19 protein-coding genes and 1 tRNA gene are annotated in these 20458 nt (G+C 71.9%); 7 read left to right on the top strand and 13 right to left on the bottom strand.

The window, feature by feature from the left end; all coding sequences use genetic code 11:
• The coding region (locus AC069R_RS26350; protein ID WP_478769287.1) for an MFS transporter at positions 1-890 on the top strand (890 nt) is incomplete at its 5' end.
• 77 nt (positions 891-967) lie between these two features.
• Here the strand turns inward: AC069R_RS26350 and AC069R_RS26355 are convergent.
• From AC069R_RS26355 to AC069R_RS26365, 3 genes are all read right to left on the bottom strand, one after another.
• On the bottom strand, positions 968-1615 hold the full coding sequence (locus AC069R_RS26355; RefSeq protein ID WP_478769288.1) for a hypothetical protein: 648 nt from the start codon (positions 1613-1615) through the stop codon (positions 968-970).
• Positions 1616-1788: 173 nt separating this feature from the next.
• On the bottom strand, positions 1789-3195 hold the full coding sequence (locus AC069R_RS26360) for an NAD(P)/FAD-dependent oxidoreductase (RefSeq protein ID WP_478769289.1): 1407 nt from the start codon (positions 3193-3195) through the stop codon (positions 1789-1791).
• A 10-nt stretch (positions 3196-3205) separates the two neighbouring features.
• Positions 3206-3871 carry a rhomboid-like protein gene (locus tag AC069R_RS26365; RefSeq protein WP_397985315.1) on the bottom strand — a complete coding sequence of 222 codons (666 nt, stop codon included), beginning with the start codon at positions 3869-3871 and terminating at the stop codon, positions 3206-3208.
• An 87-nt stretch (positions 3872-3958) separates the two neighbouring features.
• Here AC069R_RS26365 and AC069R_RS26370 point away from each other — a divergent pair, with 87 nt between their 5' ends.
• Entirely contained in the window at positions 3959-5062 is a 1104-nt protein-coding gene (locus AC069R_RS26370; protein WP_478769290.1) for a right-handed parallel beta-helix repeat-containing protein, read from the top strand.
• 57 nt (positions 5063-5119) lie between these two features.
• Complete coding sequence (locus tag AC069R_RS26375) at positions 5120-6184, top strand: methyltransferase (RefSeq protein WP_478769291.1); 1065 nt, start codon at positions 5120-5122, stop codon at positions 6182-6184.
• An 87-nt stretch (positions 6185-6271) separates the two neighbouring features.
• Here the strand turns inward: AC069R_RS26375 and AC069R_RS26380 are convergent, their stop codons facing one another.
• The 7 genes from AC069R_RS26380 to AC069R_RS26410 form a co-directional block, all read right to left on the bottom strand.
• Positions 6272-6595: a TcmI family type II polyketide cyclase gene (locus tag AC069R_RS26380; protein WP_478769292.1), complete on the bottom strand. Its 324-nt coding sequence runs from the start codon at positions 6593-6595 to the stop codon at positions 6272-6274.
• Between the two features lie 27 nt (positions 6596-6622).
• Positions 6623-7102, bottom strand: a complete 480-nt coding sequence (locus AC069R_RS26385) for an SRPBCC family protein (protein ID WP_351880300.1) — start codon at positions 7100-7102, stop codon at positions 6623-6625.
• Position 7103: 1 nt separating this feature from the next.
• Positions 7104-7358: an acyl carrier protein gene (locus tag AC069R_RS26390; protein ID WP_397985310.1), complete on the bottom strand. Its 255-nt coding sequence runs from the start codon at positions 7356-7358 to the stop codon at positions 7104-7106.
• A 19-nt stretch (positions 7359-7377) separates the two neighbouring features.
• Positions 7378-8622, bottom strand: a complete 1245-nt coding sequence (locus AC069R_RS26395; RefSeq protein WP_478769293.1) for a ketosynthase chain-length factor — start codon at positions 8620-8622, stop codon at positions 7378-7380.
• Positions 8623-8629: 7 nt separating this feature from the next.
• Positions 8630-9889, bottom strand: coding sequence for a beta-ketoacyl-[acyl-carrier-protein] synthase family protein (locus tag AC069R_RS26400; RefSeq protein WP_478769294.1), 1260 nt, complete (start codon positions 9887-9889; stop codon positions 8630-8632).
• Positions 9886-10356: a cupin domain-containing protein gene (locus tag AC069R_RS26405; protein WP_478769295.1), complete on the bottom strand. Its 471-nt coding sequence runs from the start codon at positions 10354-10356 to the stop codon at positions 9886-9888. The genes AC069R_RS26400 and AC069R_RS26405 overlap by 4 nt, the downstream gene beginning before the upstream one ends.
• A gap of 158 nt (positions 10357-10514) precedes the next feature.
• A complete protein-coding gene (locus AC069R_RS26410) occupies positions 10515-11603 on the bottom strand; it encodes a SchA/CurD-like domain-containing protein (protein WP_397985306.1) in 1089 nt (362 codons plus the stop codon).
• A 210-nt stretch (positions 11604-11813) separates the two neighbouring features.
• On the opposite strand from AC069R_RS26410, the gene AC069R_RS26415 reads away from it, so the two are divergent.
• The gene (locus AC069R_RS26415; protein ID WP_478769296.1) at positions 11814-13454 is read left to right on the top strand and encodes an FAD-dependent oxidoreductase; all 1641 of its coding nucleotides are present in this window, start codon (positions 11814-11816) and stop codon (positions 13452-13454) included.
• A gap of 66 nt (positions 13455-13520) precedes the next feature.
• Here the strand turns inward: AC069R_RS26415 and AC069R_RS26420 are convergent, their stop codons facing one another.
• Positions 13521-15101 carry a PE-PGRS family protein gene (locus AC069R_RS26420; protein WP_478769297.1) on the bottom strand — a complete coding sequence of 527 codons (1581 nt, stop codon included), beginning with the start codon at positions 15099-15101 and terminating at the stop codon, positions 13521-13523.
• A gap of 529 nt (positions 15102-15630) precedes the next feature.
• Positions 15631-15707: transfer RNA gene (locus AC069R_RS26425), tRNA-Thr, on the bottom strand.
• 218 nt (positions 15708-15925) lie between these two features.
• Between AC069R_RS26425 and AC069R_RS26430 the strand changes: the two genes are divergently transcribed.
• The 3 genes from AC069R_RS26430 (at position 15926) to AC069R_RS26440 (ending at position 18456) form a co-directional block, all read left to right on the top strand.
• On the top strand, positions 15926-17062 hold the full coding sequence (locus AC069R_RS26430) for an ABC transporter ATP-binding protein (RefSeq protein ID WP_478769298.1): 1137 nt from the start codon (positions 15926-15928) through the stop codon (positions 17060-17062).
• A 173-nt stretch (positions 17063-17235) separates the two neighbouring features.
• Positions 17236-17691, top strand: coding sequence for a hypothetical protein (locus AC069R_RS26435; protein ID WP_478769299.1), 456 nt, complete (start codon positions 17236-17238; stop codon positions 17689-17691).
• A gap of 33 nt (positions 17692-17724) precedes the next feature.
• Entirely contained in the window at positions 17725-18456 is a 732-nt protein-coding gene (locus tag AC069R_RS26440) for a nucleotidyltransferase family protein (protein WP_478769300.1), read from the top strand.
• Positions 18457-18647: 191 nt separating this feature from the next.
• Here AC069R_RS26440 and AC069R_RS26445 read toward each other — a convergent pair whose 3' ends face one another.
• Positions 18648-20357 (bottom strand): DoxX family protein, encoded by a 1710-nt coding sequence (locus AC069R_RS26445; protein ID WP_478769301.1) that lies wholly within the window; start codon positions 20355-20357, stop codon positions 18648-18650.
• Between the last annotated feature and the right edge of the window lie 101 nt (positions 20358-20458).

A 20458-nucleotide genomic window follows, 5' to 3' on the forward strand; every position in this document is an offset into this window, starting at 1 on the left:
GGGGACAGGAGGGCGTCTGGCTCGATGTGCCCGGAGCGTGGGTGTGTGGGGGCGGTTTGGCCGGGCGCCTTCACGGTGTGGGGGAGCCAAAACCGCGCGGCTGGCCCTCCCCGCTGGTGCTCGCGATGCTGGCGGCCGGAGTGGCGCTACTCGCGGCGTTCGTGTGGTGGCAGGCACGCGCGCCGGACCCGCTGCTGCCGCTGCGCATCCTGCGCAGCCGGGACCGGGCGGGCTGCCTGCTGACGATGGCGTTCGCGGTGATCGGCATGTTCGGGGTGTTCCTGTTCATGACCTACTACCTCCAGGTCATCCTCGGCTACTCGCCGTTCAGGACCGGGCTCGCCTTCCTGCCGATGACCGCCATGATCCTCGCCGGGGCCACCCAGATCTCGGCGCGGCTGCTGCCCCGTGTGCCGCCGCGGCGGCTGCTGGTGCCGGGGATGCTGCTGGCGGCGAGCGGGCTGCTGCTGCTCACCCGGCTGACCGTGCGCTCCTCCTACGCGGGGGAGATCCTGCCCGCCCTGCTGCTGCTCGGGCTCGGCATGGGGCTGACCTTCATGCCGGTGTTCGCCACCGCCACGGCGGGGGTCGCGCCGCGGGACGCCGGGATCACCTCCGCGACCGTCAACACCGCCCAGCAGGCCGGCGGTTCGATCGGTACGGCGCTGCTGAACACGATCGCCACCACCAGTGCCGCGGCCTATGTCGCCGCCCGCCCGCACCGGCCCGGCACGGTCCAGGCCGGCGTCGTGCACGGCTACACCGTCGCCATCGCCTGCGCCGCCCTGATCATGCTCGTCTCCGCCCTGACCGCGGGCCTCATGGTCACCGCCCCGGCCCCGAAACACGGCACACGGGCCGGCCACCCGGTGCGGGAGCCGGTGGGCTGAGACCGGGACGCGCCCCCGCGCCCACCGCGACGGCCGCCGGGACGCGCCCCCATGCGACGCGCCCCGTTCCGTACGCGTCAGTCGAGCGGGACGTCGAAGTTCTTCGCGGTGATGTTCGTGCCGTCCGACGCCTTGGCCGCCAGGCGCTTGTAGCGCAGGACGAGCTTGTCCGCGTCCTTGGCGGGCGTGAAGACGACCCAGCCCGTGGAGGTCTTGCCGGTCTCGGCGTCCTGCAGCGGCGGGTAGCCGGCCGCCTTGATCTCGTCGTCGAGGATGGTGGTGCTGGCCTGGTCGATGCCGTTGGGCATGCCGGTGAGGTAGAAGGACGTGGCGCCGAAGCTGTCGTAGTACTTCGAGCTGGCGGTGACCTTGACGTCGACCAGGACGACCTTCTCGTCGGCCAGCGCCGCGTACTTGGCCTTCGCCGCCGCCGAGGGCTGGAAGTCCTTGACGTACTTGATGACGGTGGCCTTCTCGCCCATCACGTCGTCGTCGATCGTCTTGTTCACCGGCACGGCGGTGCCGGTGGCCGCGCCCTTGCTCCCGGCGGCCGACTGCGAGGGCGACGCCGAGGGGGCGGAGCCGCCGGCGGCCGACGCGCTCGGCGCGGGTGAGGGCGCGGAGTCGGCGCCCGAGCCGGAGTCGTCGTTGCACCCGGTGAGCAGCAGGCCGCAGGCGGCTATCGCGGCGACGGCGGGAACGCGGGTGGCGACACGGATACGCATGAAAAGAGAACCTCTCCCCGTAGACGAACGCGGGCCCGCCGCACGGTTGCCGTGGCAGAGCGGACGCGGTCGTTCATCTGGTTGATGTGCGGCGAGGATCATACTGGCCGCCCCGCGTCGCGCTTTTGTCGTGATCGCGTTCCGCTTTCGTCAGCGGATCAACGGCCGGCCCCTCAGTGCCGTCCCGCCACCCGGTCCGCCGCCTTCGCCAGCCGCGAGGACTCCGTCGCCGGGCGGCGGCGTTCGCGCTGATCGGCGGTGTGGTAGGTGGCGTACATGCCGTGGACGCCGAGCCAGCGCAGCGGCTCGGGCTCCCACTTGCGGACCTTGTGGCCGACCCAGGGCAGCTCGGTGAGTTCGGTGCGGCCGGCCTGCCCGGAGTCCTGCTGGACGAGGTCGCGCAGGGTGCGGGCGGCGAGGTTGGTGGTGGCGACGCCGGAGCCGACGTAGCCGCCGGCCCAGCCGAGGCCGGTGGCACGGTCGAGGGTGACGGTGGCGCACCAGTCGCGCGGCACGCCGAGGACGCCGGACCAGGCGTGGGTGACGGCGACCCCGGCCAGGGACGGGAAGAAGCGCACCAGGATGTCCCGCAGCGCCTCGACGGTCGCCCGCTGGGTGCGGCCGTCGTTGTCCGTGCGGGAGCCGAAGCGGTACGGCACCCCGCGCCCGCCCAGCGCGATCCGGCCGTCGGCGGTGCGCTGCGCGTACATGTAGGCGTGCGCCATGTCGCCCAGCGTCTCCCGGCCCGCCCAGCCGATCGCCGCCCACTGCTCCTCGGTCAGCGGCTCGGTGGCGATCATCGAGGAGTTCATCGGCAGCCAGGTCCGCTTCTGGCCCTTGAGGGAGGCGGTGAAGCCCTCGGTGCAGCGCAGCACGTAGGGGGCGCGGACGGTGCCGTAGGGGGTGACGGCGTGCTTGGGGCGGATCTCGGTCACCGGGGTCATCTCGTGGATCACCACGCCCAGTGCCTCGACCGCCGCCGCCAGGCCCTTCACCAGCTTCGCCGGGTTCAGCCGGGCGCCGTGCGGGGTCCAGGCGGAGCCGACGGCGTCCGCGACCCGGATCCGCTCGGCCGTCTGCCGGGCGCCGTACAGCTCCCGGTCCTTCTCGCCGTACGACAGCTCGTGCTCGTGGAACGCCTTCAGCCGGGCCAGTTGCGCGGGCGTCGTGGCCACCTCCAGGACGCCGCCCTTGTGCACGTCGGCGTCGATGCCCTCGGCCCCGGCGACCGCGATCACCTCGTCCACGGTGTCGTTCATCGCCTGCTGGAGCCGTATCGCGGCCTCGCGGCCGTGCAGCTTCGCGTAGCGGTCGCGGCCCGCGACGCCGTTGTACAGCCAGCCGCCGTTGCGGCCGGAGGCGCCGTAGCCGCAGAACTTCTGCTCCAGGACGGTGATCCGCAGAAAGGGCGCGGCCTTCTTCAGGTAGTACGCGGTCCACAGACCGGTGTAACCGCCGCCGACGATCACCACGTCGGCCGTGGCGTCACCGGGCAGCGGCTCCCGCACCGCCGGGAGGCCGTCGTCCGCGTACCAGAAGGAGATGCCACCGTTCACGACACTGCTCGCCGAGCTGCTCATGGCCGGGAACCTAACCCCTGAGCAGGGTCAGTGTCTCCTTCGGATTCCATGCTTTTCCGCGGCCTCGGGTCAGCGGATAGCAGGCCAGGCCGATCAGCATGGCGAGGAAATGTCCGGTGTCGGTGAAGGTGGGCGACCCGGCCAGGGGCAGCGCGAAGACGGCGAGGACGACGGCGAGGTAGGCGTAGCGCCAGGGGGGCGCGATGCGGTAGGTGAGCACGGCGACGACGCCGGCCAGGGCGTAACTGACGCCGATGTCCAGGGTGTTGACCGCCGAGTGGGGCGCGATGCCGTCCCGGATCGCCTTCAGCAGCAGCCCCTCGCTGACCAGCGACGCGAGCACGTGGGAGGCCGCGCACACCAGGAGCCAGCGGGCGGTGCCGAGCCAGCGTTCGGCCGGGGCGTGGAAGACGGTGTACAGGAACGCGTACGGCAGCCAGTGCCCGCCGTCGATCCACATCGCGCTGGTGACCAGCACCCGCAGCGGGGTGCGGGACAACTCGTGGATGTTGGTGGACCTGCGGCGCAGGAAGTGCTGCTCGAAGCCGGGCGACATGTGGTGCACCGCGACCGTGGTGACGAACAGGACCGCGAGCCAGACGTAGGTGCCCGGGGCGCTGCGGACGTAGCCCGCGACCGCCCCGAGTCCACGGCGGAGGGGGCCGGCTCGGGTCACGCCGCCAGTATGCGTCGACTCGCGCGGACACGCCGCCGATTGGCCTATCCACACATCTACGGATTATTCGGTCATAACGTACCCAGTATGAAGAGATGTCACCTCGCTTACGCCGCGAGTGCCGTCGCGGCCCTCGTCGGTACGGGAATCGGACCGGGCGCCGCCCCCGCGGCAGCCCTCCACCAGACCCTCGTGGTCCACCAGGGTGAATCGATCCAGCAGGCCGTGAACCGCGCGCGGCCCGGCGACACCGTGCTCGTGCTCCCCGGCACCTACAAGGAGAGCATCACCATCAGCACGCCCCGCGTCACCCTGCGCGGGATGGGCGCGGGCACCGTGATCGAGCCCGCCGCGAAGACGACGGCCGGCCCGGCGCCGGGCAAGGACACCAAGGCCACCAAGAGCTGCGCCGAGGGCGGCAACGGCATCTGCGTGATCGGCACCAAGACGACGGACGTCGAGGGCGTGACCGTCGCCGACCTGAAGGTGACCGGCTTCGCCCGCGCCGGGGTGTTCGGCATGGCGACCGACACCATGACCGTGCACGGCGTGCAGGCCGTGCGGAACGCCGTGTGGGGCATCGCCCAGGAGCGGTCCGTGCACGGACGCATCACCGGCAACTACGCGCAGGGCAACGGAGACGCGGGCGTCTTCCTCGCCAACACCATCACCGAGGAGGCCGGCGCCCTCGACACCCGGCGGACGGTGATCGACCACAACCGGCTGGAGGACAACCGCATCGGCGTCACGGTGCGGCGGCTGCGCAACCTCTCGGTGGCCGAGAACCACATCTCGGGCAACTGCGCCGGCGTCTTCGTCGTCGGCGACGAGAACAAGCCCAAGGCCGGTGACCTGGAGGTCGCCTACAACGACGTCACCGAGAACAACAAGTCCTGCCCCAAGACCGACCGGCTGCCCGCCATCCAGGGCTCCGGCATCGTGCTGACCGGCGCCGAGAAGACGGTGGTGGACGGCAACCGGGTCACCGGCAACTCGGGCACGTCCCCGCTGTCCGGCGGCATCGTGCTGTTCAAGAGCTTCGTCGGCGTCACCAACGACCAGAACCGCGTCAGCGGCAACGCGCTGGCCGGCAACGCCCCCGCGGACCTGGTGAACACCGAGACCAAGGGCATCGGCAACACCTTCGACCACAACGCCTGCCGGGTCTCCAAGCCCGCCGGCCTGTGCTGACCGCCCGACCCCGCCCCCGCTGGACCGACGCACGCCGAGAACGAAGGAAGGCGGCAGATGACCACCGCTGAGACGGCACCGCCGAACCGGGCCACCGCCGAGGCCCCGACCGCCCCGCCCCCGCCGATGCGGCTGCGCGAACTCGCCTTCGGGGCGGCCCTGTCCGCCGCCGTACGGGCCGCCGCCCGCCTCGGCGTGCCCGACGCACTCGGGGACACCCCGCAGAGCGCCGAGGCCCTCGCGGCCAGGGTGGGGGCCGAACCCGGCCCGCTGCGCCGCATGCTGCGGGCCCTGACCTGCTACGGCGTCTTCACCGAGCGGCCCGACGGCACCTTCGCGCACACCGACATGTCCCGGCTGCTGCGCGAGGACGACCCGAACAGCCTGCGCGCCATCGCGCTGTGGTGCACCGAACCGTGGACCTGGGCCGCCTGGCCCAAGCTGGACGAGGCGGTGCGCAGCGGCCGCAACGTGGTGGAGGGCCTGTTCGGCAAGGAGTTCTTCACCTATCTGAACGAGGACGCGCCGGAATCCGCGGACGTCTTCAACCGGGCGATGACCCGTTCCAGCGAGCAGTCGGCGCGGGAGGTCGCGGCCCTGCTCGACCTGTCGGGCGCCGCGTCCGTCGCCGACCTCGGCGGCGGCCAGGGCCATGTGGTGGCCTGCCTGCTGGACAAGTACCCGCAAATGCACGGCAGTCTGCTGGACCTGCCCCGCGTGGTGGAGAACGCGCTGCCGCGGCTGCGCGAGGGCGGCGACCTGGCCGGCCGCGCGCAGATCGTGCCGGGCGACATCCGCGAGGCCATCCCGGTCAAGGCGGACGTCTACGTCATCAAGAACATCCTGGAGTGGGACGACGAGAGCACGGCCCGGCTGCTGCACAACGTCGTCCAGGCGGGCGGCCCCGGCACCCGCGTGATCGTCATCGAGAACCTGGTCGACGACACCCCGTCGATGCGGTTCAGCACCGCGATGGACCTGCTGCTGCTCCTCAACGTCGGCGGGGCCAAGCACACCACCGACAGCATGGTGGGCCGGCTCACCGCGGCGGGGCTCGACGTGGACGGCGTCCGGCCGGTGAACCCGTACCTGCACGCCTTCGAGTGCCGTGTGAGGGCGTGACCGCGAGGCCGTACCCGGACCGCCGGTCGCCGGGCCCGTCGCACCACGGGCCCGGCGACCGACGTCCGTCCGGTTCGAACGCGCGTATCAGGAGCGCTCCCAGACGTAGAAGCGGCGCGCCATCGCGTCCTTGGGAGAGCGCCAGGTCTCCGGGTCGTACGCGCTGACGTATGCCGTCAGCCGTTCGCTGACGTCCCGGAACTCGGGGTGTTCGGTGACCTTGGCGATGGCCGGGCCCGGTTCGCGCTCGGACTCGATGAGGTGCATGTACACATCGCCGAACTGGAAGAGGCTGCGCCGGGTGACGCCCACGAGGTGGGGCAGCTCCCCCCGGTCGGACTCCTCGAAGATCTTCGCGATGCCGGGGGCGGAGCCCGGAGCCATCCGGGCGACGATCAGGGCCTGGTGCACGGTACTTCCCTTCGGGTGCGATGGCGCTCAGTCGGCGAGCGCCGGGGCGGGCCGGTGTCCGGCGGCGGCCTTCTCGATCTTGTCGCGGATCAGGGCCATCTGGACCTTGGAGTTCTTGTTGATGTTGTCGGTCATCCAGTCGTCGTCGACCGGGGCCTCCGGCTTCATCGCGAAGTCCTGCGTCCACACCATGCGGGTGCCGGCCGGGACCTCCTCGTAGGCCCAGTGGATGTCCATGTGGGCGAAGGGACCGGTCTCCACCCGGCGGGCCCGGACGGTGCGGGTGGCGCGGTCGGGCTCGCGCTCGGAGACCCAGCTCCAGACGGTGCCGTTCTCGTCCGGGTGCATGGTGAGCCGGAAGGTGGTCTTCTCGCCCTCCCGCTTGAGCACCTCGACGGCCGCGTACTCGCTGAACAGCTGGGGCCAGCGCTCCAGGTCGTTGGTCATGTCCCAGACCAGGTCGAGCGGGGCCGCGATGGTGATCTCGTTCTGCGTGTGTCCTGCCATGTCAGGCTCCTGCCATCAGCGTGTTGTTGACGAGGTTGAGGAACTGCTGGGGGGTCTTGCAGCGCTCGGCGTCCACCGGCATCGGGGTGCCGTGCTCGTTCTCCAGCTCGCCGACGATGCCGAGCAGGCCGAGCGAGTCGACGCCGAGGACGTCGAAGCCGGTGTCCGGCCTCTCGTTGAGCTGCTCCGGGCTGACCGTGACCCCGGCCGCCTTCTTCATGAGGGCTGCGAGTTCTTCGACGGTGATCTTGGACATTGCTCTCCTCCTTTGCTGTTCACCGCGCGCTGGGGTGCCGCAGCACCAGCGCCGAGTTCGACCCCATGAGGCCGCGGCTGAGGACCAGCGCGGTACGCGGCTGGGCGACGCGGGCGCGGCCGGTGACGAGGTCGAGGTCGTGGCAGACGTCGTGGACGTTCGGGGTCGGCGGGATCAGTCCGTGCTCCATCGCGAGGACGGCCGCCGCGGTGTCCAGGACGGGGGCCGCGCAGTAGCCGCGCCCGGTGCCGGTCTTGGGCGCGGTGACCGGCACCCGGCCGCCGTGCGCGCCGAGGGCGTCGGCGATGGCCAGCGCCTCGGCCCGGTCGGCCGCCGGCACCCCGAGGGCGTCGGCGAAGACGACGTCGACCTCCTCGGGCGCGCACTCGGCCTCGGCCAGCGCCTGCCGGATGGCCCGGGCGAGGCCCGCGCGGGACTCCTCCCAGCGGGAGGCGCCGGTGAAGGTGGCCGCGTGCCCGGCGACGAAGGCCCGGATGTCGGCACCGCGGGCGCGGGCGGCCCCGGCGGCCTCCACCACGAGCATCGCGCCGCCCTCGGCGGGCACGAAACCGCACGCGTCCTTCGTGAACGGCCGGTAGGCGCGCTCCGGTTCGCTCGCCCGGCTCAGCTCCGCGTAGCCGAGCTGGCAGACCATCGAGTACGGCGCGAGCGGGGCCTCGGTGGAGCCGGCCACGATCGCGTCGGTGCCGCGCCGCACCGCACGGGCCGCGTGCGCGAGGGCGTCCAGACCGCCGGCCTCGTCGGAGGCGACGACCGAGCAGGGGCCCTTGAAGCCGCGGCGGATGGAGACCTGGCCGGTGCTCGCGGCGTAGAACCAGGCAATGGACTGGTACGGCCCCACGAACCGGCTGCCCTTGCCCCACAGCCGCTGCAGCTCGCGCTGGCCGAACTCGCCGCCGCCGGAGCCCGCGGCGGTGACCACGCCGATGGAGTACGGCGACTGGTCGGTGTCGGCCTGGCCGAGCCGGGCGTCGGTGAGCGCGAAGTCGGCCGCGGCCATGGCGTAGTGGGTGAAGCGGTCGGTCTGGACGAGGAAGCGCTCCTCGATGGTGTCCGCCGCGTCGAAGGCGCGGACCTCGCCGGCCACCTTCAGCGGCAGGCGCTCACAGCCCTCGCGGGTCACCCGGTCCAGGACGCTCAGTCCCTCGTGGGTGGCCTTCCAGAAGGTGTCGGTGCTGATGCCGTTGGGCGCGACCACGCCGATGCCGGTGACGGCCGCACGCCGGTCCTGGGGTTCGCTCATCTCGTCCTCACTCCCTCGGCCGGGTCAGGATCACCGCGGACTGGAAGCCGCCGAACCCGCTGCCCACGGAGAGCACGCTGGTCAGCTTCCGCTCGCGGGCCGTACGCGGCACGTAGTCGAGGTCGCACTCGGGGTCGGGGGTCTCGTAGTTCGCGGTCGGCGGTACGGCCTGCTTGGCCAGGGCCAGCACGCAGGCGACCAGTTCGATGGCGCCGATCGCCCCGAGGGAGTGGCCCACCATGGACTTGATGGAGCTCATCGGGGTGTCGTAGGCGTGCTGCCCGAGCGCCCGCTTGACGGCCGCCGTCTCGTGGCGGTCGTTCTGCCGGGTGCCGGAGCCGTGCGCGTTGACGTAGTCGATCGCCGTGGGGTCGAGCCGGGCCTGGTCGAGGGCGGTCGAGATGGCCCGCGCCATCTCCAGGCCCTCCTTGGTCAGACCGGTCATGTGGTAGGCGTTGCCGAAGGTCGCGTAGCCGCCGAGCTCGCAGTAGACGTGCGCCCCGCGGGCCCGTGCGTGCTCCAGCTCCTCCAGGACGAGCACCGCGCCGCCCTCGCCCATGACGAAGCCGTCACGGTTGTTGTCGAAGGGCTTGGAGGCGTGCGCGGGGTCGTCGTTGTTCGGTGACGTGGCCTTGATCGCGTCGAAGCACGCCATGGTGATGGGGGATATGGGCGAGTCCGACGCACCGGCTATGCAGATGTCGGCCCGCCCCTCCTGGACGGTGTGGAAGGCGTACCCGACGGCGTCCAGGCCCGAGGTGCAGCCGGTGGAGACGGTCTGCACCGGACCCTGGGCGCCGAAACGTTCCGCCACCGCGGAGGCCGCCGTCGCCGGGGTGAAGGCCCGGTGCAGCTGCGGCTGGGCCCGCTCGGGGTCCACGTCCCAGCGCTCGCCGCCGTGGCTGACCAGCACGTAGTCGTGCTCCAGACGGGTGGTGCCGCCGACCGCGGTGCCCACCGACACCGCGATCCGCCAGGGGTCCTCCCGCGCCAGGTCAAGGCCCGAGTCGCGGACCGCCTCGTCGCCCGCGACCAGGGCGAACTGGATGTAGCGGTCCGCCCGTGCCACCTGCTCGGCGTCCAGGCCGTGCGCCGCCGGGTCGAAGTCGCACTCGGCGGCGATCCGCGAACGCAGCTGGGAGGGGTCGAAGAAGGTGATGCCCCGCGTCGCGGTCCGGCCGTTCGCGAGCAGATCCCAGAACGCGGGGGTGCCGATGCCGCCCGGAGCGACGATGCCTATGCCGGTGACCGCCACGCGCCGGTTCATGACCGGACCCCTCCGCCGTCGGCGACCGCCCCGGCCGGCTCGGCCCCCGGCTCGGTCAGCACCGCCGCCGCGCCGATCACCGACGTCTCCTCGGTGTCGACGTGCCCGAGCTGCGGACGGGGCGCCAGCGGGCCGAGGTGGAAGACCATCCGCGCCTCCACGTTGCCGACGTTGCGGAACCGGTGGCGCATGTCGATGGGGATCATCAGCCCCTGCTCCGGGCGCAGCACGTGCGGCTCGCCGTCCAGGTCGACCTCCAGCTCGCCGCAGACGACGTAGACGAACTCCTCGGAGTAGGGGTGGTAGTGCTCACCGATGCGGTCGCCGGGCTGCACGATGGCCACACCCATGAAGCCGCTGGTGGAACCGACCGTGGCCGGGGTGAGCATGGCGCGCAGATCACCGCCGCGCCGCGTGTTGGGCTCGACCTCGCTGAGGTCCACGATTCTGGGACGGGGTTTGATCACGACGTTCCTCCGGTGGATGTGATCGGGCTTCGGTGGGTGTGATCGGGCTAGCGGGTGTGGTTTGAGGAGCGGGTGTGGGGCTGGGGGCCGGTGTGGCGTGGGAAGTGGGTGTGGGGCCTGGGGGGGGCGGGCGGAGCCCGGGGAGCGGGTGGGGCCGCTCAGACGGCCGGTGAACGGCGGTCGGTGATCAGCTCCATCCGGGCGGCCTCGCCGGCCAGCAGCTCGCGCACCTCGGCGGCCAGCGCGGCGTCGCCGGGCAGCGGGTCCACGTCCGCGCCCTCGGCGGCGAGGTCCACCAGCCGCACCACGACGTCCTCGCGCTCGAAGACCGTGCTGCGCAGCACCTGGCTCGACGGGTCGTCGGCCGCCGCCGAGTCCGCCTTGGCGAGCAGCTCCGCGAGCTTCATCCCGCGGCCCGCCCTGGCCGGGTAGTACAGGGCCCGCCGGGTGCCCTCGGGCCGGTCGTCCGCCATCACGTGGTGCACGGCGGGCAGCGCCGCACGGGTGAAGAACAGCCGGGCCGACTCCTGGTCGTTCAGGTCCCGGTCCTGCTCCAGATAGGGGTTGATGGCCTCCTCCACGGCCCGCACCTCGGGCGAGCGCGACACGTGCCGCAGCGCGGCCAGCAGGTCGCCGCGCACCTCGATGGCGCGCACCACCCGGTTGCCGTGCATGAACAGCGAGGTGCGCAGCAGCCGCGTGGAGTCGTCCACCCGCGGCTCGGGCGCCGCGTAGTCGGCGAGCAGCTTGGCGACCTTGTCCTCGGTGCCGGGCTTCACGGTGAAGGTCAGCGCGTGCCGGATCACTCCGTCGCCGATGCGCACCTCCGTCTGGAGCCGGCCGCGGGCGGGCGCGTCCGTCTCGTAGGCGCGGCCGGTCTCGCGGACGATGTGGAAGCGCAGCGAGCGGGTGTTGCGCACGCAGGAGTGCAGCGGCTCCACCATCCGCACGTGCTCCTCGCTGTTCACCCAGGTGAGGAACGGCGGGGCGCTCTCCCACTCGCTGGTGATGAGCCATTGGGATGGATTCTCGATGGACTGGCAGAGTTGGTCGCTGACATGGCCGGGCACCGACGCAACCTGGTTGCAGAGCTGCTCGTACGCCTCCAGGAACTGCTGCTGCGCGCCGTCGTAGACGTCGACCAGCAGGACGACCCGGAGCCGCGAGCCGTCGAACACGGACTGGGAGACACGCTTCGACGCGTCGCGCGCCGGTACTTCTGACAGGCGTTCAGAGGTGGTGGTCATGGTGCGGGCATCTCCTTGGCGGGGGATCTCGGGTGCGCCGGTCACCGCCGTGACGCGACGTCAGCGCTTCTTGATCCTGTGCCGATGCCGGTAAGCCCGCGACTCGTAGGAACCACGTGGGTGATCCCGTGCGCAAATGGCCCCAACAACGGTGATACCGGGCAAGAGACTCACAGGCGCCTTGTACGCACCCCTGCCTCTGGAGGCTCGATGCATCACACAGCCGACCACCGGGTTCCCGTCCTCATCGTGGGCGGCTCACTGGTGGGCCTGTCCACGTCCCTGTTCCTCGGCCGCCTCGGCGTGCGCCACCTGCTCGTGGAGCGGCACTCCGGGACCTCGCACCACCCGCGCGGACGCGGCAACAACGTGCGCACGATGGAACTCTTCCGGGTGGCCGGCATCGAGCCGGACATCAAGGCGGCGGCCTCCCTGCTCGCCGACAACCACGGCATCCTCCAGACCCCGACCCTGGTCGGCGACGCCGGCGAGTGGCTGTTCAAGGAGATCGACCCCGGCGGCGGCCTGCGCAGGTTCAGCCCCACCTCCTGGTGCCTGTGCAGCCAGAACGACCTGGAACCCGTCCTGGTCGACAGCGCCCGCGAACTCGGCGGCGACCTGCGCTACCACCACGAGATGGAGTCCTTCGAACAGGACGCCGACGGGGTGACCGCCGTCGTCCGCGACCGTTCCACCGAGGAGCGCTACACCGTCCGGGCGGACTACCTCGTCGCCGCCGACGGCCCCCGCAGCCCCGTCCGCCGCGCCCTCGGCATCGGCCAGAGCGGCCCCGGCGAGCTGTTCGCCAACGTCAGCGTCACCTTCCGCTCCACCCGGCTGGCCGACGTGGTGGGCGAGCGCCGCTTCATCTGCTGCTACCTCACCCACCCGGACGCCGACGGCGCCCTGCTCCCCGTCGACAACAAGGAGCGCTGGGTCTTCCACGCCCCCTGGCACCCCGAACGCGGCGAGCTGCTGGAGGAGTTCACCGAGGAGCGGCTCCAGCGGCACATCGCCGCCGCGGTCGGCGTGCCGGACCTCGATGTGCGGATCACCGGAATGGCGTCCTGGCGCGCCGCCGAACGGGTCGCCGACTGCTACGCGCGGGGCCGGGTCTTCCTCGCCGGCGACTCCGCCCACGAGATGTCCCCGACCGGCGCGTTCGGCTCCAACACCGGCATCCAGGACGCCCACAACCTCGCCTGGAAGCTCGCCGCCGTCCTCGACGGCTGGGCCGGCCCCGCGCTCCTGGACAGCTACGGCGCCGAGCGCCGCCCGGTCGCCGTCGCCACCAGCGCCCGCGCCTCTGCCCGCTCCGTCGAGCACAGCCACCCCGGCTTTGCCCCGGCCCCCGGCGTCGGCGGCGCCAAGCGCGGCGGCATCCTCAACGTCGTCCTCGGCTACCACTACCCCGAGGGCGCCGCCGTCGGCACCGACCCCGAGGCGCCGGTCGTCCCGGACGCCCTCTCCCTCACCGGCCGCCCCGGCACCCGCGCCCCCCACCTGTGGCTGCGCCAGGCCGCCCGCCGCCTGTCCACCCTCGACCTGTACGAGCGCTCCATGGTGCTGCTCACCGACGCCCCGGACGACGCGGGCTGGTACGACGCCGCCCGGCGCGTCGCCGCCCTGGACGGGGTACGGCTCGACGCCTACCGGATCGGCCCCGGCGGCGACGCCGACCTGATGTACGACACCGAGGGCGACGACTGGGCCGCGCTGCACGGCGTCGGCACCGACGGCGCGGTCCTCGTCCGCCCGGACGGCTTCATCGCCTGGCGCGCCGAATCCGCCTCCCCCGACCCCGAGACCACCCTCCGCGATGCCCTGAACGCCGTCCTACACAGGCGCTGACCCGCAGGAACAACACCACAGGGCCGCCCAAACGGGCGGCCCTGTGCCATGCGCTGCCGTCTGGGGTCACGGGCGGGCCCGTGGTCCGACCAACTGCTCGTAGAGGCGCCGGCGTTGCGGTGAGGCTTCTTCGGTTTCGGCGAGTGCCTGGTCCCAGTCCCGTTTGATCTCGTCCAGGTAGGCCCGCCAGTCGCCGCTGGGGTGGGATGAGCCCATTTCCCTGAGGTCGACCAGGCGTTCGTTCTTGCCGAGACCGCCGGATCCGACCTTGTCCCGTTTGTGGCCGTGCAGGACCGACTCCGGGTTGGACGTGGCCTCGGTGGAGCGGAAGTCGTGCTCGTAGCCGACCGGGCTGTCCGCGTGTGGCGCGATGGTTTCGATACCGATCTGGAGGGAGCCGTCCTTCTCCATGGTCGGACGGTGGTAGACCAGCAGGACGTGGCCGTAGGAGCCGTTCGGCAGCACCATGTCGCCGTTCCAGTCCTTGGAGCCGAGTCCGCCACCGGAGATGTCCTGGCCCCACAGTTTCGGGCTGGCGGCGCCGACGGCGACCTTGTTCGTGAGGGAGGCCAGGACGCCGCCCTTTTCCTTGAATTTGCCGGGCTTGCCGTCCTTGTTGGGGCCGATGGAGGTGCGGTGGGTGGCGAAGCCCCGTTCGGACACGCCCTGGGCGGTCTCCCCCTTGGTGTCGTCTTTGGACACGCCGAGGAAGTGCGGTAGTGAATAGGCGGGCTCATCCTTCGAACTCAGCGCCGGGATACGTATGTTGACACGACCGCCATGGGCCAGGGCACGGACGACGTCCTGCTCGTAATCGGCGGTGTGCCGGCCCTCCGCCGGGTTGTAGAGCTGAAGCCCGTGACGCAGGACGAGGAGGATCCTGGTGAGCATCTCGCGGCCCTGGGCGTCCTTCTTGACGTAGTCGGGGGCCGTCCTGCCCTTGCCCAGCACAGTGCCCTCCGCCGGGATGGCACCGCTGTGCCGGCGCTCGGGCGCCATGCCCTCCGGGTGGAGCGTGTCGACGGCCGTGTCACGGATCTGCCGGTCGCGCTCCTGCTCCAGCATCTGCCGCTCGTCCGGCGCGGTGCCGGGTGCCTGGGTGCGCATGAACCGGCCGAGCGTGTAGGCCGGGTCCGTCGGCGTGCGGACCGCCGGGTCCCGCAGGATCGGGTGGTTCTTCCGGACGGCCAGCGTCGCGGTCAGCACGCGCTTGCCTGCGGCCAGTTTCAACCAGTCGACGAACGGCCCCTCGGCGTATTTCTCGGCCTCGTCGTACGTGCCGATCCCCACCTCCTTCAGCCACTGCGGATCGGTCTCGGAGAGCTGCCTGATGTCGGCCAGGTCCTGCTCGTTGAACACCTCGCCCCGCATCACCCGCCGGTCCAGGGTCCTGCGCAGCCGGGCGGGCCCCTCGACCATCCATTGCTCGGGCCACCATGTGCCGGGCGCGAAGATGTTCCGCTTGGCCGTCGCCTGGACCGTGTGCTGCTCGATCGACTGGCTGAGACGGGCGATGATCTCCTGGCTCTCCGGCACCGCGTCCTGCGCCGGACCGGCTGCCCCGGCGGCGAGCGGCTCGGCCGTGTCCGTCGCTTCCGTACGCTGGACCGCCGTCACCGCGAGCCGGGCACCGCCCGAGCGTCCCACGGCCTCATCGCGCCGACGCCCGTCTGCCTCCTGCTCGCGGCGCATCATCCTCAGCACCGCTTCGTTCCCGACGGTGGCCTGTAAGCCCATCAACCCGCTCGGTGCAGGCGCACGCTCACTTCTTTCCCGGACACCCGACGCAGCGGTGCGCTTCCTGTCGTGAGACTTCACCGGCACCCCTTGACACGAGACCCGAGACTTTTGAGGTCGACGGTAGATCCACCGGCGTCACCTCCGAAACCCCCCTTTGACTACGAAACCTGTGCCCCAGGGCCGACTCCGGAGGGTGTCGATGGCGACCTCCGCGGTGGCGGCCGGCCGGGTAACCGCCCGACGCAGATCGCGGCGTGGAGCGTGGCACCCGCACGTCGGCGGCCATGGGCTAAGGGGCTGACGGTCCACACGGAGGCGGTCCGGTTCCTGCGTCTGCATACGCCGCCGACGCGGCCGCCGGTCGGCACCATGACCAGGCTCTGCTCGGCTGAAGACGTGAAAGTCCAGGTCAGAAGCTTCCTGACCTGGGCCTCGGTGGAGCCCCCTGTCGGATTCGAACCGACGACCTTCGCTTTACAAGAGCGGCGCTCTGACCAGCTGAGCTAAGGAGGCGTGCCGCGCGTGCTGCGCGGGCGTGCCTGTGCAGTGTACCCACGTCACCTCGTGGGCCCGTCGAAAATTTCCGCGAAGTTCACCGGCGCCCATGTACTGACAGACCGCGTGACCGCCGGGTACGGTCTCGGAGCGGTTCACTCGCGTGGACCGCGCAACCACCTTCCTACAACGGATCGTCCGGCACGTTCCTGCCGGTAGAAGGGGGCCCATTCACCATGGCCACTGTCACGTTCGACCAGGCGACCCGGATCTATCCGGGCTCCACCAAGCCCGCCGTCGACAAGCTCGACATCGCGATCGAGGACGGCGAGTTCCTCGTCCTGGTCGGCCCGTCCGGCTGCGGCAAGTCCACCTCGCTGCGGATGCTCGCAGGGCTGGAGGACGTCAACGCCGGCGCCATCCGCATCGGCGACCGCGACGTCACCCACCTGCCGCCCAAGGACCGGGACATCGCCATGGTGTTCCAGAACTACGCGCTCTACCCGCACATGACCGTCGCCGACAACATGGGCTTCGCGCTCAAGATCGCCGGCGTCAACAAGGCGGAGATCCGGCAGAAGGTCGAGGAGGCCGCGAAGATCCTCGACCTCACCGAGTACCTCGACCGCAAGCCGAAGGCCCTGTCCGGCGGTCAGCGCCAGCGGGTCGCGATGGGCCGCGCGATCGTGCGCGAGCCCCAGGTCTTCCTCATGGACGAGCCGCTGTCCAACCTGGACGCCAAGCTCCGCGTCTCCACCCGCACCCAGATCGCCTCGCTCCAGCGCCGGCTGGGCATCACCACCGTCTACGTCACCCACGACCAGGTCGAGGCCATGACGATGGGCGACCGCGTGGCGGTCCTCAAGGACGGTCTGCTCCAGCAGATCGACACCCCGCGCAACATGTACGACAAGCCCGCCAACCTCTTCGTCGCCGGCTTCATCGGCTCCCCCGCCATGAACCTGGTCGAGGTCCCGATCACCGACGGCGGCGTGAAGTTCGGCAACAGCGTGGTGCCCGTCAACCGCGAGGCCCTCAAGGCCGCCACCGACAAGGGTGACCGCACGGTGACCGTGGGCGTGCGCCCCGAGCACTTCGACGTCGTGGAGCACGGCGGCGGCGCGGCGACCTCCCTCACCAAGGACGCCGCCGACGCCCCGGCCGGCCTCGCCGTCTCGGTGAACGTCGTCGAGGAGCTGGGCGCCGACGGGTACGTGTACGGCAGCGCCGACATCGACGGCGACCTGAAGGAGCTGGTCGTGCGCGTGAACGGCCGCCAGGTGCCGGAGAAGGGCGCCACCCTGCACGTCGTCCCGCGCCCCGGCGAGACCCACGTGTTCTCCACGTCCACCGGCGAGCGGCTGTCCGACTGAGCCCGCCCCGGCACTGTCCCGCGCAGAGGGCCCCGCGGTACTCCGCAGGGCCCTCTTCGCATGATCGTTACGGGTTCGGGCGTCAACCCCTTACCCAGAAAACCGCCCTTTCTCATCCCCCGTAAGAGTGACGGAATGTCCGCGCGCCATTACCGGCCGCTACCCTCAGGCGCGTGAAGCACTCCACCACCACTCAGACGCGACGCAGCCACCGGGGCCCTGCCCGCCGGGTCGGCCGCTCCCTCGCCCTCGTCCTGCCCGTCGTCCTGGTGCTCTCGGGAACCCTCGCGGTCACTCGGGTCAACTGGACCGGAAGCCCCGCCGGCTCGGTGCTCACCGCCTCGGACATCACCGCGCAGACCGCCCCGAAGGCCGCCGCCCACGCCCCGGAGGACGTGCTGCGCGACCGCCTGCTGAGCGAGCTGCACGAGAAGAATCCGGGCGTGGTCCTCACCCACCTCCAGGAGGCCGTCAACGGCCATCCCTCGCTCGCCCGGCACTGCACCTCCATCGCCCGCTCCCTCGGCCGGGCCGCGGTGCGCATCTACGGCGCCTCGCGCGCCCAGTCGTACGCGCGCCCGGTGTGCGACACCTCCTTCGCGACCGGGGTGCTGGCCGCACGCGGCTGAACCGGGCACGGGGCGCCACGTACAGTGCGGTTCATGACCCATCCGAACGCCGCGTCGCGCCCCACTCAAGCCGTGATCCTGGCCGGTGGCCAGGGCTCACGGCTGCGTCCGTACACCGACGACCGGCCCAAGCCGATGGTCGAGATCCCCGGCACGGGCACTCCGATCATCGGCCATCAGCTCGCCTGGCTCGCCGAGGAAGGTGTGACGGACGTGGTGGTCTCCTGCGGCCACCTCGCCGAGGTCCTCCAGGACTGGCTGGACTCGGCCCGGCTGCCGGTCTCCGTGCGCACCGTCGTGGAGACCGAGCCCCTCGGCCGCGGCGGCGGCCTCCGGTTCGCCGCCGCGCACCTCCCCCACCCGGACCGGCCCTGGTACGCCACCAACGGCGACATCTGGACCCGCTTCTCCCTGCGGGACATGGCCGACTTCCACACCGAGCGGGACGCCGTGGCGACGCTGGCGCTGGCCCGGCCGCGGATCCCCTGGGGCGCGGTGCGGACCGACGGCTTCGGGCACATCACCGACTTCATCGAGGCCCCGCCGTCCACGTTCGAGATCAACGCCGGTGTGTACGTCTTCTCGCCGGAGTTCACCACCCTGTTGCCCGAGCGCGGCGACCATGAGCGCACCACGTTTCCGGGGCTCGCCCGCGACCGTAAGCTCGCGGGCTTCCCGCTGCCGCAGGGCGCGTACTGGCGGGCCATCGACACGGCGAAGGATCTGACCGAGGCGGCCAAGGAGCTGGCGGGCCTGGGCCGGTAGCCAGCAGCCGGTAGCCCATGGCCAGTGGCCGTAGCCGGCCGCCGTAGCCGGCCGCCGTCGGCCGCCGGCCGGGTGCGGGTCCGTGGGGGCTGGTCGCGCAGTTCCCCGCGCCCCTGAGTCGGCACGCGTCTTCGCATGACATCGGGCCCGGTACCGCACGCGGTACCGGGCCCCTTTCCTGTCGCCGTCCGTCAGCCCAACAGGCCGCCCAGCACGCCCGGTTGGCCCGTGGAGGAGCCGCCGCTCGACGTGGAGGTGCCGCCCGGAGCGGAGCCGCCGGAGGTGGTGGAGCTGCCGCCGTTGCCGGTCGGGCCCGCCGTGGTGCTGGGGGCGCCGCCCGTGGGGGCGGACTGGCGGGACGGGAGCCGGCCCGTGGTGCCCTGGGTCGCGCTCGGGGTGGTGGTCGTACCGCCCGCCGTGTGGCTCGCGCCCGGAGGCGTGGCGGAACCGGAGGGGCTCGCGCCGGCCGTGGCGCCGCCCGAGGGGGCGGTGGACGCCGACGGGGTGCTCTTGTGCCGGGCGCCGGGCTCGCCGGGGAGCGGGGAGCCGGGGACGTTGTTGCGGGGGGCCTCGCCGGGGCCGGGGACGACCACGCGGCTGGAGTCGCGGACCGCGCCGCCGAGCAGCGAGCCCACCAGCAGGGTGACGCCGACGGTCAGCGCGGTGATCAGGGCGCCGCGGCGCAGCACGTAGCGGCGCAGCTCCCAGATGTCGGAGCGGGGACCGAGCCGCCGCCAGGCGCTGCCCGCGAGCCGGCCGTCCACCGAGTAGACGGGGGCGCCGGCGATGATCAGCGGGGACCAGGCGGCCAGGTAGATGATGTCCGGGGCGTCGTACGCCGGGACCGTCTTCCAGCTCACCGTGACGATCAGCGCGGCCGACAGCAGCACGCCGACCACCGCGGCCACCCGCTGCCAGCAGCCGAGGATCGTCAGCACGCCCACCACGACCTGGAGGAAGGCGATCACCAGCCCGGAGCCGACCGGGTGGTGCAGCGCGAACTGGCGCAGCGGCTCGGCGACTTCCCAGGGGTGCAGGGTGTTGAGCCAGGTGACCATGGAGCCGCGCTTGCCGCCGTCGAAGTAGACGGGGTCGCACAGCTTGCCCATGCCGGCGTAGATCGAGATGAAGCCCAGGAAGATGCGCAGCGGGAGCAGCACCACGCCCAGGTTCATCCGGCGGCCGGGGTAGTACGCGTGCCGGGCCGGGTCGTCCCCGTGCCGTTTGGCGGGGCGCGGGGCGTCGAGGTCGTCGTCGGAGTCGCCGTCGTGGTCCGCGGGGTACGCCGGGAACGGCTCCGTGGGGTCGCCGTCGTACCCCTCGTACTCGTCCTGGCGCCCGAAGTCCGGGCGTGGGTACGGCGGTTGGTCGTACGACCCGGTGCGCATGTGCGGCAGGAGGCGGGTGCCCCCCTCGTCGTCGGCGGAGGTGCGCTGGTGGCCGACGACGGGGGTCTCGACGGTCGGATCCAGCGCGTCGTACGTCTCGTCGTAGCCGGTGGTGCCGACGCGCGGGATGACGCGGGTGGCGCCGGTGTCGGACTCCTCGGCGTGACGGACGATGCTGCCCCGCACGGCCTGGAGGAGCCGGTGGGCGCCGGTGTCGTCCGGCGCGGAACGGCCGCTCCAGACGACGGGACGGCGACGGCCGGCGCCGGGACGGGCCGCCGAGGCCGCGACGGGCATCCGGGCGGTGTCCTGGGCGGCGCTGAGATGGCGGGCGATCCGGGCGGACCGGGTGCGACCGGCCGTCGCGCCCAGCTGCACGCGGAAGCTGGCGTGGTTGACGATGATCTGCGCCGGGTCGCTCGGCACCTTCACCATGCTCAGCGCGGGAGCGTCGTCGAATCCCGACGAGCGGTCCCCCGTGGGTGTGCGGGGTGTTCTGGTGTCCACACTCATCTAACCGAGTGACGTGGAGTTAGGACACTGCTTTGACCGGCCGGATGTGTCCGGGCCCCGTCAAAGCAGCGTCGAACGCCATATGGACGCCGGAATTCCCG

This window comes from Streptomyces sp. NPDC043952 (assembly GCF_056435325.1).